The sequence below is a fragment of the Marinobacter xestospongiae genome, from assembly GCF_023156385.1.
GTDB classification, from domain to species: domain Bacteria; phylum Pseudomonadota; class Gammaproteobacteria; order Pseudomonadales; family Oleiphilaceae; genus Marinobacter; species Marinobacter xestospongiae.
In genome coordinates, this window is record NZ_JAKZAK010000005.1 from 43761 (window position 1) to 58233 (window position 14473).

Genomic DNA, 14473 nt, shown 5'->3' on the forward strand with positions numbered 1-14473 from the left:
GCAGATCAGGCGATCCTACCGGTTTTCCAGCTCCAGAATGTCGTGAAGCTGCTGGCGGGTGGTGTTGAAGTACTCCTGCCAGGCTTCCCAGTCGTCATTGAACTGCTCGCTCATGGCCTTGAACGCCTCCGCCTGCTCCTGCGAGAACGCCTTGTAGTCTTCAAGGTCTTGGATTTCAGAGACCTTGCGGGCGTGCTCTACGGCGGCATCCGCGTAACGGCGGAATACCAGCACCTGCAGTTCAGTGGCCTTGGTGAACTGTTCAAACAGCGTTTCATTAAACAGTGTGGCCCGCTCAACCAACTGGCGGGATTTTTCCTGGACACTGTCGATCAAATCATTATCCATGGTCGTTATGCTCCAATACCCTGTCAGAAAGGGAGACGTGGGAGACGGCTGTTGTTGTGTGTGACACGATCGGAGCTTTGCTGATAACTCCTTCACTGTGAAAGCCATTGTTGCGCACGCTGATTAGCCACGCTTTGACGGGCATCAATCCCGGGGCGGGCATATGCTTGTTAAAACGTTACTGTCCTTTAATCAGGGGCATCGTAATGACGCGCCGATCCGCATGACGGGTTCGCGGCCAATCAGATCAATTGTGGGAGAGACGCTATGACCGACCGCAAAACGGAACTGCAAACCCTGAAGGCCGACCTGCAGGCACGCCTGCGGCGGCTGCAGGCCCACCAGCGTCGGGAAGACGGCGCCATTAACCGGGATTTCGAAGAGCAGGCGGTAGAGACCCAGAACGATGAGGTGGTCGACGGCCTGGAGCAGGAATCCCGCCTGGAGTTGTCCCAGGTCGAGCATGCCCTGGAACGGATCGACGCCGGAGAAGGGGATGACTGTGAGCGCTGCGGTCACCCGATTGATCCCCGCCGCCTGCAGATACTTCCTTACACCACCTTGTGTGTAAAATGCGCTGAACAGGTCTGAAACGGCCGTATCCAGATTAAGGAAAGCGAATGTCCGACGGATCGGTGGTGTTCTCCGCCCGTGGCGTAACCAAGGTCTACCAGCAGGGAGAGGTGGCCGTTCATGCCCTGCGCGGCGTGGATTTTGAACTCAGTGCCGGTGAGCTGGTGGTGATGCTGGGCGCTTCGGGGTCCGGTAAGTCGACCCTGCTGAATATCCTGGGCGGGCTAGATGTGGCTACCAACGGCGACGTTCGCTACGGCGACCTGGTGTTGACCGGCGCCAGTGATCGCGAACTGACCCGTTACCGCCGAGATTTCGTTGGTTTTGTGTTCCAGTTCTACAACCTCATTCCCAGTCTGACTGCCCGGGAAAACGTTGCTGCGGTCACAGAAATCGCCCGCCACCCGATGACGCCAGAAGCGGCCCTTGCCCTGGTCGGCCTGAGTGAACGACTGGACCACTTTCCCGCCCAGCTTTCCGGTGGCGAGCAGCAGCGGGTGGCGATAGCAAGAGCGATTGCTAAACGCCCGGATGTCCTGTTGTGTGATGAACCCACCGGGGCGCTGGATTCGGCCACCGGTACCCTGGTGTTGGAGGCGCTTGCCAAGGCGAATCGGGATACCGGTACGGCCACCGTGATCATCACTCACAACGCTGCCATTGCAGGGATGGCGGATCGTGTCCTGACCTTGTCGGATGGGCGGATCAGTGGCGAGTATCGCAACGACGAGCGCTGCGATCCGTCAGCGATCAAGTGGTGACGCGATGTCGGTGCTGCAGACAAAACTCAGACGGGAACTCTGGCAACTGCGTAGCCAGGCACTGGCGATCGCGCTGGTGGTGGCCGGGGGTGTTGCGGTCTGTCTGATGGCCCTGGTCAACTACGGTTCCCTGATTGCCACTCAGCAGCAGTACTATCAGGATTACCGCTTTGGTGACGTGTTTGCCTCGCTGAAGCGGGCCCCCGGCCACGTTGAGCGGGCGTTGGCGGCGCTTCCGGGTGTGGAAGAGGCGGCGACGCGAATTGAAGGTGGTGCCAAGCTTGCGGTGGACGGCATGAATGAGCCGATCACGGCCCGCATGATGTCGCTGCCTGAGGGGGGGCGGTCTGGCGTGAACGCCCTGCACCTGAGGGCGGGGCGGCTGCCCGACCCGGCGCGGGACAATGAGGTGGCGGTGCTGGCCGGGTTCGCTGAAACTCATCGGTTGGTGCCCGGCAGCTCACTGGAAGCGGTGATCAACGGACGCTGGCAGGTGCTGCGGGTGGTCGGGGTGGTGGAGTCGCCCGAGTTTGTCTACCTGATTCCGCCGGGCAGTCTGTTGCCGGACTACCAGCGCTACGGTGTGTTGTGGCTGTCTCGTCGTGCCATGGCCGCCGCAATGGATATGACCGGTGCCTTCAATAGTGTCGCCCTGCGCCTGGATGGCAGCCTCAGCCCGCAGCAGGTGATCGAAGCTGTCGACCGACTGCTGGCACGTTATGGCAGTACCGGCGCCTACGCCCGGGCGGATCATCCTTCCCACCGGTTCCTCACGGACGAACTGAACCAGCTCAAGACCATGGCCGTGGTGTTTCCGGTGATCTTCCTCTCGGTGGCGATGTTTCTGCTGCACGTAGTGGTGAGCCGGCTGATCGCCACCCAGCGGGATCTGATTGCGGTGCTCAAGGCCTTCGGCTACAAAAACCGGACCATTGCCTGGCATTACGGTCAACTGGTATTGGTGATTGCCACTCTGGGGGTGGCGATCGGTTGTGCGCTGGGAATCTGGCTGGGCCGGGGCATGGGAGAGCTGTATATGGAGTTCTACCGCTTCCCGTCGCTGCTGTTTCGACTGGACCCCCGGTGGGTCATGGCGATTGCCGCTCTGGTTCTGGCTGTTACCTGGCTCGGCAGCTGGCGTACCATCGCCCGGGCCGCGCGCCTGCCGCCGGCTGAAGCCATGCGTCCACCGGTACCGGAACGTTTCCAGTTGGGGTTTGTGGACCGGCTGCTGAACCTGGTGCGGTTGAGTCAACCGTCGCGGATGATTCTGCGTCAACTCAGTCGTCATCCCGGCCGTACACTGCTGGCAGTGCTCGGAGTGGCGATGGCCACGGCGGTGGTGATGGTGGGTAATTTTCAGTTCGATTCCGTCACCACCATGGTCCACAGCCAGTTCAGCCTGGCGCAGCGACAGGATGTCACGCTGAGCCTGACCGATCCGGTCAACCAGGCGGCGATCAACAGCCTGGTGCGGCAACCGGGTATACGTTACGCCGAGGGCCGGCGGTCGGTTGCGGTGGAGCTGATCCACGGTCACCGGCGCTGGCGTACCGCGTTGTCCGGATTGCCGGAGGCGGCTCGCCTGCAACGGGTTCTTGATCGCCGCAGCCAGCCGGTCAGCGTGCCACCGGGGGGCGTCCTGCTCACCGACTTTCTGGCAACCAAGCTGGCGGTGGAGACCGGTGATGTCCTGGAGGTGGCGGTGCTGGATGGCCGTGGCCGGCAACTGGCAGTGACGGTGGCCGGCATCACCAGCGAGTACCTCGGGGTGGGGGCCTATATGGCCTTACCGGCGATGAATCGCCTGCTGGGGGAAGGGCCGGTGGTGGATCAGGTGCTGCTGACTCTGGACCCGGAGCGGGCTGAAGACAGCTACCGGCTGTTCCGTACTATGCCGGGGGTTATGGCCACCAACCTGAGGCAGGCCGCCCTCGACAGCTTCAACGACACGTTGGGCAAGACCTTCCTGACCTTCACCTTCTTCAATGGCGTTCTTGGCAGCATCATTGCGTTTGGGGTGATCTACAACACCCTGCGGATCTCGCTGTCAGAGAAGAGCCGTGAGCTGGCAAGCCTGCGGGTGCTGGGGTACGGCCTGGGCGATGTCTCCCACATCCTGCTGGGGGAGCTGGCGGTCATCATCCTGCTGGGCATTCCGCTGGGCTGGCTGCTGGGCAGCGGTCTGGCGCTGGCGATGGTGACCGCGCTGCAAACTGAGCTGTATCGTATTCCGCTGGTCATCTCCTCGCGCACCCTGGCGCTGGCGGCTCTGGTGGTGTTCCTGTCGGCGCTGGCCTCGGGCTGGGTTGCCTGGCGTCGGTTACGCCGGCTGGATCTGGTCTCAGCTTTGAAAACCCGGGAATAGCATGATGTGGATATGGGCCGGAACGGCCGTAAGAGGGAGTAAACGATGAAATCAAAGGGCCGCTGGCTGTTCTGGAGTGTGCTGGCTGTGTTGGTGCTGTTGGCCATCTGGCTGGCCTCACGACCGGACCCGCGCTGGGTGGATCTGGTGGAAGCCAGCTCCGGGCCACTCCGTGTCACCATCGTGGAGGAGGGGCGGACGCGAGTGAAAGATCGCTACGTGGTGTCCTCTCCGGTCAACGGTTATCTGCACCGTATTGACCTGGATGTTGGCGATGCCCTGACCGCCGGGCAGCCGCTGAGTTCGGTGGACCCGTTGCCGGTCAGTGTTCTGGATGCCCGCAGCCGGGCCGAAGCACAGGCTCGGGTCAAGGCCGCGGAAGCGTCATTGGAGTCGGTGCGCCAGGAGGTGAGTGCGGCCCAGGCGGATGCCGAGTTGGCAGCCAGCGACTATAAGCGTCTGCTGTCGCTGACCGAGTCCCGCTTTGTCTCTGATGAGCAGTTGCAACAGGCACGCGCCGCCACTTCCCGGGCCCAGGCGGTGGTGCGTTCCGCGCGCTTCCGGCAGGAGGTGGCGGTTCACGAGCTGGCCGCCGCCAGAACCCGGCTTGATATCTCCGCAGGTGCTGCCCCGCAGGGGGAGATTCTCGATCAGGTGGCGGTGCGATCACCGATCAAAGGCGCGGTGTTGGGCCTGAAGCGGGAACATGAGGGCGTGGTGAGCGCTGGTGATCCCCTGGTGGAGGTCGGCGACCCAGCGGCGTTGGAGGTGGTTGTCGAGGTGCTCAGCTTTGATGCGGTCAAACTGTCGCCGGGCATGGCGGTGGAGCTGACCGGGTGGGGCGGCGATGTGCTGGATGCCCGGGTGCACCGGGTGGAGCCAGTGGGCTTCGAGGAAGTTTCGGCACTTGGGGTGGAGGAGCGCCGGGTGCAGGTAATTGTCGACCTAGCCTCGCCGAGGCAGCTGTGGTCAGCGCTGGGGGATGGCTATCGGGTGGATGCCGAGTTCATCCTTTGGCACGGTGAAGACCAGCTTCAGGTGCCCGCATCGGCGGTATTCCATGTCGACAACGGTCAGGGGGTATTTGTGGTGAGTGATGGCATCGCCCGGCTGCGCCCGGTGCAGACCGGCCCGGGTAATGGCTTGATGACGGTGATCGAGCAGGGGCTGGCGTCCGGTGAGCGGGTGGTGCGTCATCCCGACCGTGACCTGAGCGAAGGAGATCCGGTCCGTGCCCGCTGAACAGCCTTCTGCCCGGATGCAGGCCTGGGCTGACTGGCCGGTCTGGCTATGGAGCGGTGTGTTCCTGGCGGTTCTGGTCTGGTCCGGTATCAACCCCAAGGACACCCTGACCTGGGGCCTTGAGGTTGCACCCGCGGTGTTGGGGGCGTTTATGCTGGCGGTCACCCGTCAGCGCTTTGCACTGACGCCGCTGGTCTACGTGCTCATTCTCATCCACTGTGTGGTGCTGATGGTCGGTGGCCACTACACCTACGCCGAGGTGCCGTTGTTTGATTTCATCCGTGACCAGTTTGAGCTATCCCGCAATCACTACGACAAACTGGGGCATTTCCTTCAGGGGTTCGTGCCGGCCCTGGTCGCACGTGAAATTCTGTTGCGACGGGCGGTGATCCCGTCATCCCGCTGGCGGGTGTTTTTTATTGTCTGCTTCTGCCTTGCCTTGAGTGCCTTCTATGAGTTGATCGAGTGGTGGGTGGCGCTAATGAGCGACGAAGCGGCGGAGTCTTTCCTGGGTACTCAGGGTTATGTCTGGGACACTCAATCGGATATGGCGTTTGCCTTGGTCGGCGCAATACTGGCACTGCTGACGCTGGGTCGATGGCACAATCGTCAGCTCGATCGCCTGGGTACCTGTGGTAGGGTCCCTTCGACGTCTGATGCTTGATACGAGGCTCGCTAACTCATTGCCGGGAACAGCGATTCGGGCCATTACCGTAGGCCATGAACCAGTTCTCAGAATCCTTGCCGGCGGCCTCTTCTGCAGGGATAGATTTGAGGAACAGTTATCTTTAGCCCCTGTGTGATTCAGGTATCTTGGCGTAACAGGATGTAACGGCGGTTTGCCGGATTATTCAAACGACAATAGATTTCTTGTCGGCAAACCAACACCGCCGGTATTGTGGCTTTTTCCTGTCGGGGCGTGGTGCCGCGACCCATTGGTCATCGTGGAAGGTTGATGCGATGGCTGCATTTAACTGCGGGGTATTCTCTTAATCATGTTGCTGGTAATGGCAGGCTCCATCATGACCTTGGCAATGGTGCATGAGGCGACGGTTGTCGAGCCCCATGAGCGCGGGGTTGTGGTTATCGAACAGAACGTTGATCCCGGGCCGGTGGATCTTCGCACCGACGTGGTGGTGGAACCCCTGGTCGAGCAGCGTTACCGCAACATCGTCCGCCAGGCCTACGACTACAGCTGCGGCAGCGCCGCCCTCACCACGGTGCTGGCGTATTACCTGGGCCGCAACCTGAACGAGCGTCAGGTGATGGAGGGGTTGCTGCATTACGGCGAGAGTGAGCGCATCGTCGAGCGACGGGCGTTCTCCATGCTGGATATGAAGCGCCTGGTTACCGCCCTTGGCTATCCCTCCGGCGGCTTCCGGGCCACCGTTGATGATCTTCTGGACCTCGACCACCCCGCCATCGTTCCCATACACCACGCCGGTTTCAAGCACTTTGTGGTCCTGCGGGCGATCAGGGACGGTCGTGTCTACCTGGCCGACCCTTCGGTGGGCAATATTTCCTTTACTCTGGCCCAGTTTGAAGAGAAGTGGGATGACAATGTTCTGTTCATTGTTTTCCCGGGAAGCGAAAAACCCTTTGATTCCCTTGAGTTAAAAGAAGAAGATCTACGTTTTGTTGATGACCAGACAATGACGCTGTTGGCGAGACAGCAGATACCGGCGTTCCATGAAGCGACCGAAAGACGCATCCAGAATCTCCTGGAGCGACAGAAGAACAATCCGGACGGCAGTGTGGAAAACACCCGCAAACAGCTGCACTACCGTCGCAATTAATTCGGCCCGCCCAGCTTTGGCGGGCACCAGAGCACACTATAAGTAAAAAATAGGGAGCTGGGATGAATCGTTGGTTCGTGCGAGGATGTATCCTGTGGTCAGTGGCCGGGCTGGTGCCTGCCATGGCCGCGGCACAGGAGGAGAACGTGGACCGGGCCAGGGAGGCCCTGGCGCAACAGGCAGGCGATGAGGACGCATCCCAGCAACTGGAGGAGGTGTTCCAGGCGGCGGAAAAGAACTACTCCCTGCAGAAACAGGGCAGTCATTCCCTCAACTACTCGCTGGACTATTCCTACACCGGTGACCAGCGGCTCGATATCGAGATTTCCGACGGCTCGGTACGCAACCTGGATATTGTCCCCTCCGCAACCCACAGTTTTACCAATGCGTTCAGCTACGATTTCGGCCTGCTGGACAATCTTACTGTCGGTGCCCGGGTTCCCCTGGTGGTGAAGTACGATACCCAGGATGAACTGAGTGCCTACGATCTTGGTGATGTTTCTTTTACCGCTCGCTGGCAACCATTGGCCTATGTTCCTGGCAAGGTGTCGATCACCATGTTCGGAACCTTCTCCAGCAAGACCGGCGTCAGCCCCTACGAAATCGATATTGACGACCAGTTGTCCACGGGCAGTGGCTATTACACCTTCTCTGGCGGCGCCAGCTTGTCGAAAGTGCTGGACCCGGTGGTGGTGTTCGGCTCCACCAGCCTTTCCTACAATATGACCGCGTCCGGTCTGAACCAGGTTCGCGGTGCCCGGTTGCTGGAGGAGGTAGACCCGGGCTTTGGTCTGTCCGGCTCCGCCGGTTTTGCCTACTCCCTGTCTTACGATATCTCCCTGAGCGTGTCCGCGCAGGTCAGCTATTCCGACGAAACCCAGCTTTTCTTCAGTGACGGCTCGCAGGCGGTGGCCCAGGACCAAGTGACCGGCTTCCTGAGCATGTCGCTGGGGACCCGGGTGAGCGATACCACCATCGTCAACACCAGCCTTGGAATTGGCCTGACAGAAGACGCGCCGGATTTCTCTCTGGGGATTTCCCTGCCCATTAACATCGCTGGCCTCAAGGACTGATTGACGCCACTGACGTGACACGGGAAGGGAAGGATTTCATGGCAATGTTGAGCCGCAACAAACGAATTCTCGGGATGATGGTCGCCTCGGCGCTGTCCTGCGGCGCCCAGGCGCAGATGGCCCAGAACCTGACCATTCACCCGAAGGCGTTGGCGCTGGGCAACGCAGTCACCGCCGATCCGCCAGGGGTGATGGCGATTCACTACAACCCCGCGGGCCTCGCCAAGCTGGATGATCGTCAGCTGGAAGTGAACCTGATGGCGATCTATCTGGACATTGATGCCGATTTCATCGCGCCGGAAGGCTATGAAATCTTCGGTATCGATGGCCTGGAAACCGACCCGCTGACGGGTAAACAGCGGGACCCGGTCGCCAACAGCCACAGCCACACCAACAACGTCGCGCTGTACGTGCCTGGCTACGGCATCCTCAGAATGCCTCCAGGACCTGCGATGGCGCCCTCGGCGGGCATAAGTATCAAGCCACCGGGCTCCAAGCTGACCTTCGGTAATGCCTTCTATCTGCCTATGGCCGCCGGTTTCTATCGTGATGGCGACGATCCGGCACGCTACCAGCCCCGGGCAACAGCACTGCAACGAACCACCTACCTGTCGCCGACCGTGGCGTACGAGATCAACGATGACTGGGCGGTCGGCCTGGGTATCCACCTCTCTCACATGGGGATCGCCGCTGACCAGAACATGCGGGCTCCCAATATGTTGCTGGGGGTAGCGGAGATTCTGCAGGACGCCTTCAGCTGTGAGACCGGCGACGAACCGCTGCAGCCGTGGATTGCCCTGTGTGGTGGTAACGTCGGCCCCTGGGACGACATCGGCGCGCTTAACATCAACGTGCAGGAAACTCTGTCGCCGACCTACGCCGTGGGGGTAACCTGGGAGCCGAGGGACTGGTTCAGCTGGGGGGCGAGTTACACCTCGGAAGCGGACATGAATCTCAAGGGGACCTTTGAGATCGAGTACACCGAAAACTGGGTCGGATTCTGGCAGCGACTCAACAGTTCGGTGTTGGGGGCGATTACCTCGGCAATTCTCAGTCTGCCTTCCGGGGCGCCGAGAGAGGCGGGGAACGTGTCCATGGATCTGGTCTATCCCCAGCACTTCCAGACTGGTATCAGCTTCGATGTGCATCCCAAACTGACACTGAACGTGGACGTTGGCTGGACTGACTACAAACAGTGGGATGCGTTCGAGTTCCGCTTCGACCGTAACCTGGAATTCCTCAACGCGGCGCGGATACTGTCACCGGAGAACGCCACACCCAGCAGCCTGCGGTTGCCCCTGGGGTTCAAGGATCAGTGGAACTGGGCATTCGGGGTGGAATACCACGCCTCCTCACGACTGGACCTGCGTGCCGGGGTGGAAATCCGGGATTCGGTGATTCCCGATGACCAGCGTCAGGTTATGGCGCCCTTTGGTGGTGCCAACCTCTACAGCGTGGGTATGGGCTACCGTTGGGATAAAGACACCGAAATTGACATGAACCTCAGCTATCTCCATTCGGTGGAGAGCATTCCGGCGGATTCCAGTTGCAACCTGAACTGTGACAACATAACCAACATCATTTACAACCCGTATGCCGGTCTCGACGTCAAGACCTCCCTCCGGGTGGTGATGGCCGGTCTGAGCTTCCGAACCAAGTTCTGAGCCGCCCGGGGTGCCAACGCAAGGGCAATTCGCCATGAAGTCTGCATGTTCCATTCGGCTGGCTGTCCGTGCCAGCCTGCTGGCAGCCGTTTCCGCGCTGCTGGCCGGATGCCAGGGTGCCGCACCCCAGGGAGACGGGGAGCGCTACTTTACCTGGGTGGATGAGCAGGGGCGGGTGCGTCAGAGTCCGATCCGGGATGAGCGCGATGCGGTGCCCATCGAGACCCTGGCCGCCCAGTCGGCCAGCGAGGGAGAGCAACCAGCACAGCCTGGCGGTCAGCAACCTGAACCCCGTTTGACCAGCAGCGCTTCCTCACAACCGGCGGATCAGAATGTCGGGCCGGGCATGACACCAGGCTCTGGTACCGACGTCAGTTCGGGTGCTGCCGTGTCTGCAGATGCCAAAGACGGTGAGTACACCCTGGACAACTACCCTGATGGCGATGAGCTGGCAAAGCGGGGATTTGTCAGAGAAGGGGAGTCTGGCCCCTATTTCACATGGCGTGATGCTGAGGGCAATCTGCGGGTCAGTCACTATCAGCCGGATACCCGTGAACTGACGGCGACAGCAGCCGATCGGGCGCCCCAGTGGACACCGGCAACGGTGATTCGTTCTGATCGCAACCCTGAAACCGCCCAGGCCAATCCGGAAGCGCTTGCGGTTCTCGGCCTGGCGCCATCATCCATTGATCCTCTGACCGCCTGGGCACAAGCCTGCTGCCAGGATCTGGACCAGAGCCAGTCGGTGGCGTGGCAGCCAGACCGTGAATTCCGGGTGGTGATTGACCAGGATGGACCAAGCCACGGGTTCGTGTCTGGCGATAGCCATTACCGCCTGGTTCAGTTACCGGAGGTGCCGGGGCGAAGTGGTTATGGACTGCGGTTGCGATCCTTTGCCATGGATGGTCTGTACGTGCCCTCCATGGCGTTTCTGGACCGGGACCTCCGGCCGTTGCGGGTGATGACCGATCTGGTGGCGGAGTATGTGCCGGAGACCTGGTATCGGCATGGCTACCTGGAGATTCGGGTACCCGTTGCGGCTGCCGCCGATGAGCGCTGGCTGCTGATCTACGACCGCCCCGAGGACCGGGACGGGCAGACCGTCACCGAGACCAAACGCGGCCCCAAAGCGATACCCCATCAGGGAACCGGAACCCTCAGCCTGCAGCGCATCGAGCCGTTCTGATCAGTCCTCGGGACGGGTCAGATCCAGCCAGGGCTGGGACAGCCAGAAGAAGCGACCGTTGCCCGCCGGGTAGGTGCAGTTGTAACGAAAGCGCCGGCTGGTAAACGGCTCTGCTGCCTGTATGCGGACGTCGCTGGCGGTCTGTTCGACAGCAATCCGTCCCTGTCCCGAGGCGAAACAGCCAAGGCGATTGGCGTCAAAGGCATCTGGCAGCGCCAGCGCCAGCGTTGGTGGGTTACTCTCCACCACGCCGTCCGGAAGCTCGCCATGATCAAGCGGAAAGGCGCGGCTGTGCAGCTTGTCGGGTAGCGCGTCTGGCTGGCCGTAACGGTTGGCCATGGGGAAGCGCGGCAAACGAGTGCGACCCGAGCCCTCGCCAATCGCCCCGGAATGCTGCCCGTAGGCTAGCCAGCCTCGCGTTTCCAGCAGTTCCTCCAGCTCGGCACTGAACTCGCCATAAGGGTAGGCGAACAGGGGCACCGTTTGCCCCAGTTCCTGCTCCAGCGTCCGCTGGGCGGTATCCAGGCTGTGATCCACCCGCTGACGCCAAGTCGTGTGGCTTTCCTGCGGGCGCCGAACCAGGTGGCCGTGATCGTGGCTGTGATTCGCCAGGGTAACCCCCGGTTGCCGGGCCAGCTCTGCAAGCTCTGGCCAGCTCAGGTGCCCACTTGCTCCAACCGCCTCGGTGTTTATGAAAATCGTGAACGGCCACTGGCGTTGCTGCAGTAGCGGTACGGCAACGTCCAGCACTGAGCGGTAGGCGTCATCGAAGGTAATTGCAACCTGCTGGGTCTCGTTGAGCTCTCCCGCCAGTGCTGCCCGGGTTCCCGCTTCCAGCTCCACTACCTCCAGGCCCGCGTTGGCAATGGTCTGCAACTGGGATTCGAATAGCTCGGGTGTGGTGCTGGTGGCCGCCGGTGTGGTGGCGCTGATGTGATGGTACTGCAGCACGGTCAGGTCGGCCGAACTGACCTGGGTAACCAGTGCCAGAATCAGTGCGGTTGGCCAGCGCCACGGATGTGACTTTCGCGTTAGTTGCATGCTGTCGGCTTACCTGCTGTCTCGGAAGTGGGTTTTGAAGACCGCAAAGGCATGATTGAGTTCCTGTACCCGCTCAACGTTGCCGCCACGATCCGGGTGGGCCTTCATAACCTCGCGACGAAAACGCTGCTTGACCGGTGGTAGCTCGGTGGGTACCGCTTCGAACCCCAGAACCTCGGCGGCCATCCGCAGTTCGTCATGGGCCGGTGAGGCCTGGCTTTGGCCCGACCAGAACGCGTCCATCATCCGATAGACCGCATCGTCCGAGACCAGGCAGTGGTTCAGGTCGAGGTAGTAGCTTCGCAACGTATCGCCATGGTCTGGCAGCCCCTGGCCGCCCACCACATCGGTCGGCTGCAGCCGAATGGACAGAGGGGAAATGTCGAGCTTCCAGCCCTGGGGAGACAGCTCGTCCCGTAGTCGGTACAGCGAATGAAACAGCAGAAAATGAACGGGAAACAGGCGGGCCGGGTCGCTGTAGTCGACATCGCCAATCAGGTTCCAGGGGCGCGCCTGCAGAGTACGGATCAGCGTTAGCTCGGAATGCGCACTTGGGGACTGGCGCAGAATGGTCTCCAGTGCCACCAGCAGGTGCTGGACCTGGTACTGCAAAGGCTCCAGCTGTTCCTGCTCAAGTGTTGATCGGGTTTGCAAGGATTCGGAAGTCATCGCTCTAGGTTAAGCCAGGGATGATGGTCCGGTCTATTGCAGCGTGGCCATTCGCTCCATGCCGCCGAGAAACAGTGCGGTGGCGAAGTGGGCGGCCTGTTCGGGCTCGTGCTGGCTGGAAGCCTCGTCATCGTGGGTTCGTCGGGCCACCCGCAGGCTGAGCTCATAGGCAACGCCGAAGAAGGCGGCGCAGAGGTATTCGACATCGACTTCAGGCAGCAGCTGCTGGTCGATGGCGCCCCGCACATCCTGCTCCAGGGAGCGCATTGCCAGGCCAAGTACGCCGGACCCAAACAGTTCCTTGATGGCCTGGTCATTGCGATGGGCCAGCTCATACACCAGCGGATCGTCGGCGGTGGCCTGGAACAGGGCGAGGTAAGTGGAGCGCACGAAGTCCTCGGTGGAACTGGCGGCCTGCCGCTGTTCGCTGAGATTGCGGTTGAGCTGCTCCAGAAAGTCCTCGAGCAGTGCGATGAAGATGTCCTGCTTGCTGGCGAAATAGTTGTAGAAGGTGCCGGCCGCCAGCGGGGTGCGGCGGACGATGTCGCGGATGGTGGTGTTCTCAAAGCCTTTTTCACGGAAGCATTCGCGGGCGGCGGTGAGGATGGCGTTGCGGTTGTTGATGCGGTTGATTTCGCGCTTGCCTGGAACCCGGGAGGGCGTCTTCATCATATTCATGGTTGCATCCTGTCCTTGGATTGGTGGCGTGCGTATAATGCTCGCTCACTTTTTCTTACTGTATGTGTTGTTCGCTATGTCCGATGCCATCATGCCTGAAACCGCTTCCACCACTGACCCGTCTGAATCCCAGACCGAATTGCGGGGGGAAGCCGACCGCAAGCAGAAGCTTGAGCTGAACAAGCTCCAAAAGCGCCTGCGTCGGGAAGTGGGGCAGGCCATCGCCGATTTCTCGATGATCGAGGCCGGTGACAAGGTCATGTGCTGCCTCAGTGGCGGCAAGGATTCCTACGCCATGCTCGACATCCTGCTGAATCTGCAGAAGAGCGCACCGGTGTCGTTTGAGCTGATCGCCGTCAACCTCGACCAGAAACAGCCGGGTTTCCCGGAAGAGGTACTGCCAGACTACTTGGCCAAGCTGGGGATCGAATACCACATCATTGAGAAAGACACCTACAGTATTGTTAAAGAAAAAGTTCCTGAAGGGAAGACCACCTGCGGGCTTTGTTCACGGCTTCGGCGCGGCATTCTCTATAATTTTGCGGAAGAGCACGGCGTTACCAAGATCGCCCTCGGTCACCATCGTGACGACATGCTGGAAACCCTGTTCCTCAACATGTTCTACGGCGGCAAGCTGAAGTCGATGCCGCCGGTGCTGCACAGCGACGATGGCCGCAATATGGTGATCCGCCCCTTGGCTTACGCTCGAGAGAAGGACATCGCCCGTTATGCCGCATTGCGGGAGTTTCCCATCATTCCCTGCAACCTGTGTGGTTCCCAGGAGAACCTGCAGCGTCAGGTGATCAAGGACATGCTGCAGGGCTGGGACCGGCAGCATCCCGGCCGGCTGGAGACCATGTTCCGGGCCCTGTGCAACGTTGAGCCGTCCCATCTGGCGGATACCGAGCTGTTTGATTTCCGGAACGGGGAGCGCCGGACAGGATCGGCTGCGGTTGGCAACGTTGAGCCGGAAGCACCAGACTTCGGTCGCCTGGACGTGCTCAACATCTGATTGTGCTGCCGTTTCGCTGGCGAAGTAACGGCAGCACTGAGTGGAAATGCGGAATAGCCGCT

At 60.9% G+C, this 14473-nt stretch carries 14 protein-coding genes; 10 read left to right on the forward strand and 4 right to left on the reverse strand.

The annotated features are described in order from the left end of the window. Positions 1 to 15 precede the first annotated feature (15 nt). A complete protein-coding gene (locus tag MLD24_RS04625) occupies positions 16 to 348 on the reverse strand; it encodes a phasin family protein (protein WP_227175603.1) in 333 nt (110 codons plus the stop codon). Between the two features lie 267 nt (positions 349 to 615). On the opposite strand from MLD24_RS04625, the gene MLD24_RS04630 reads away from it, so the two are divergent. The 9 genes from MLD24_RS04630 (at position 616) to MLD24_RS04670 (ending at position 11011) form a co-directional block, all read left to right on the forward strand. Continuing rightward, complete coding sequence (locus tag MLD24_RS04630) at positions 616 to 939, forward strand: TraR/DksA family transcriptional regulator (protein WP_248164602.1); 324 nt, start codon at positions 616 to 618, stop codon at positions 937 to 939. A 29-nt stretch (positions 940 to 968) separates the two neighbouring features. Continuing rightward, positions 969 to 1682 (forward strand): ABC transporter ATP-binding protein, encoded by a 714-nt coding sequence (locus MLD24_RS04635; RefSeq protein ID WP_248164605.1) that lies wholly within the window; start codon positions 969 to 971, stop codon positions 1680 to 1682. A 4-nt stretch (positions 1683 to 1686) separates the two neighbouring features. Further along, entirely contained in the window at positions 1687 to 4050 is a 2364-nt protein-coding gene (locus tag MLD24_RS04640; protein WP_248164607.1) for an ABC transporter permease, read from the forward strand. Positions 4051 to 4095: 45 nt separating this feature from the next. Continuing rightward, on the forward strand, positions 4096 to 5292 hold the full coding sequence (locus MLD24_RS04645; protein ID WP_248164610.1) for an efflux RND transporter periplasmic adaptor subunit: 1197 nt from the start codon (positions 4096 to 4098) through the stop codon (positions 5290 to 5292). A 16-nt stretch (positions 5293 to 5308) separates the two neighbouring features. Next, entirely contained in the window at positions 5309 to 5956 is a 648-nt protein-coding gene (locus MLD24_RS04650; protein WP_248165023.1) for a DUF2238 domain-containing protein, read from the forward strand. 331 nt (positions 5957 to 6287) lie between these two features. Continuing rightward, positions 6288 to 7088: a C39 family peptidase gene (locus MLD24_RS04655; RefSeq protein WP_227175610.1), complete on the forward strand. Its 801-nt coding sequence runs from the start codon at positions 6288 to 6290 to the stop codon at positions 7086 to 7088. 62 nt (positions 7089 to 7150) lie between these two features. Continuing rightward, complete coding sequence (locus MLD24_RS04660; RefSeq protein WP_227175612.1) at positions 7151 to 8161, forward strand: transporter; 1011 nt, start codon at positions 7151 to 7153, stop codon at positions 8159 to 8161. Positions 8162 to 8199: 38 nt separating this feature from the next. Further along, the gene (locus MLD24_RS04665; protein ID WP_227175614.1) at positions 8200 to 9825 is read left to right on the forward strand and encodes an OmpP1/FadL family transporter; all 1626 of its coding nucleotides are present in this window, start codon (positions 8200 to 8202) and stop codon (positions 9823 to 9825) included. A gap of 34 nt (positions 9826 to 9859) precedes the next feature. Next, positions 9860 to 11011: a MalM family protein gene (locus MLD24_RS04670; protein ID WP_248164613.1), complete on the forward strand. Its 1152-nt coding sequence runs from the start codon at positions 9860 to 9862 to the stop codon at positions 11009 to 11011. Here MLD24_RS04670 and MLD24_RS04675 read toward each other — a convergent pair whose 3' ends face one another. The 3 genes from MLD24_RS04675 to MLD24_RS04685 are packed head-to-tail and all read right to left on the reverse strand — an operon-like array spanning position 11012 to position 13399. Next, positions 11012 to 12052, reverse strand: coding sequence for a polysaccharide deacetylase family protein (locus MLD24_RS04675; RefSeq protein ID WP_248164615.1), 1041 nt, complete (start codon positions 12050 to 12052; stop codon positions 11012 to 11014). 9 nt (positions 12053 to 12061) lie between these two features. Further along, positions 12062 to 12706, reverse strand: coding sequence for a DNA-J related domain-containing protein (locus MLD24_RS04680; protein WP_248164618.1), 645 nt, complete (start codon positions 12704 to 12706; stop codon positions 12062 to 12064). A gap of 48 nt (positions 12707 to 12754) precedes the next feature. After that, positions 12755 to 13399: a TetR/AcrR family transcriptional regulator gene (locus tag MLD24_RS04685; protein WP_248164621.1), complete on the reverse strand. Its 645-nt coding sequence runs from the start codon at positions 13397 to 13399 to the stop codon at positions 12755 to 12757. A 91-nt stretch (positions 13400 to 13490) separates the two neighbouring features. On the opposite strand from MLD24_RS04685, the gene ttcA reads away from it, so the two are divergent. Further along, positions 13491 to 14411, forward strand: a complete 921-nt coding sequence (gene ttcA / locus MLD24_RS04690; protein WP_425562296.1) for a tRNA 2-thiocytidine(32) synthetase TtcA — start codon at positions 13491 to 13493, stop codon at positions 14409 to 14411. Positions 14412 to 14473 lie beyond the last annotated feature (62 nt).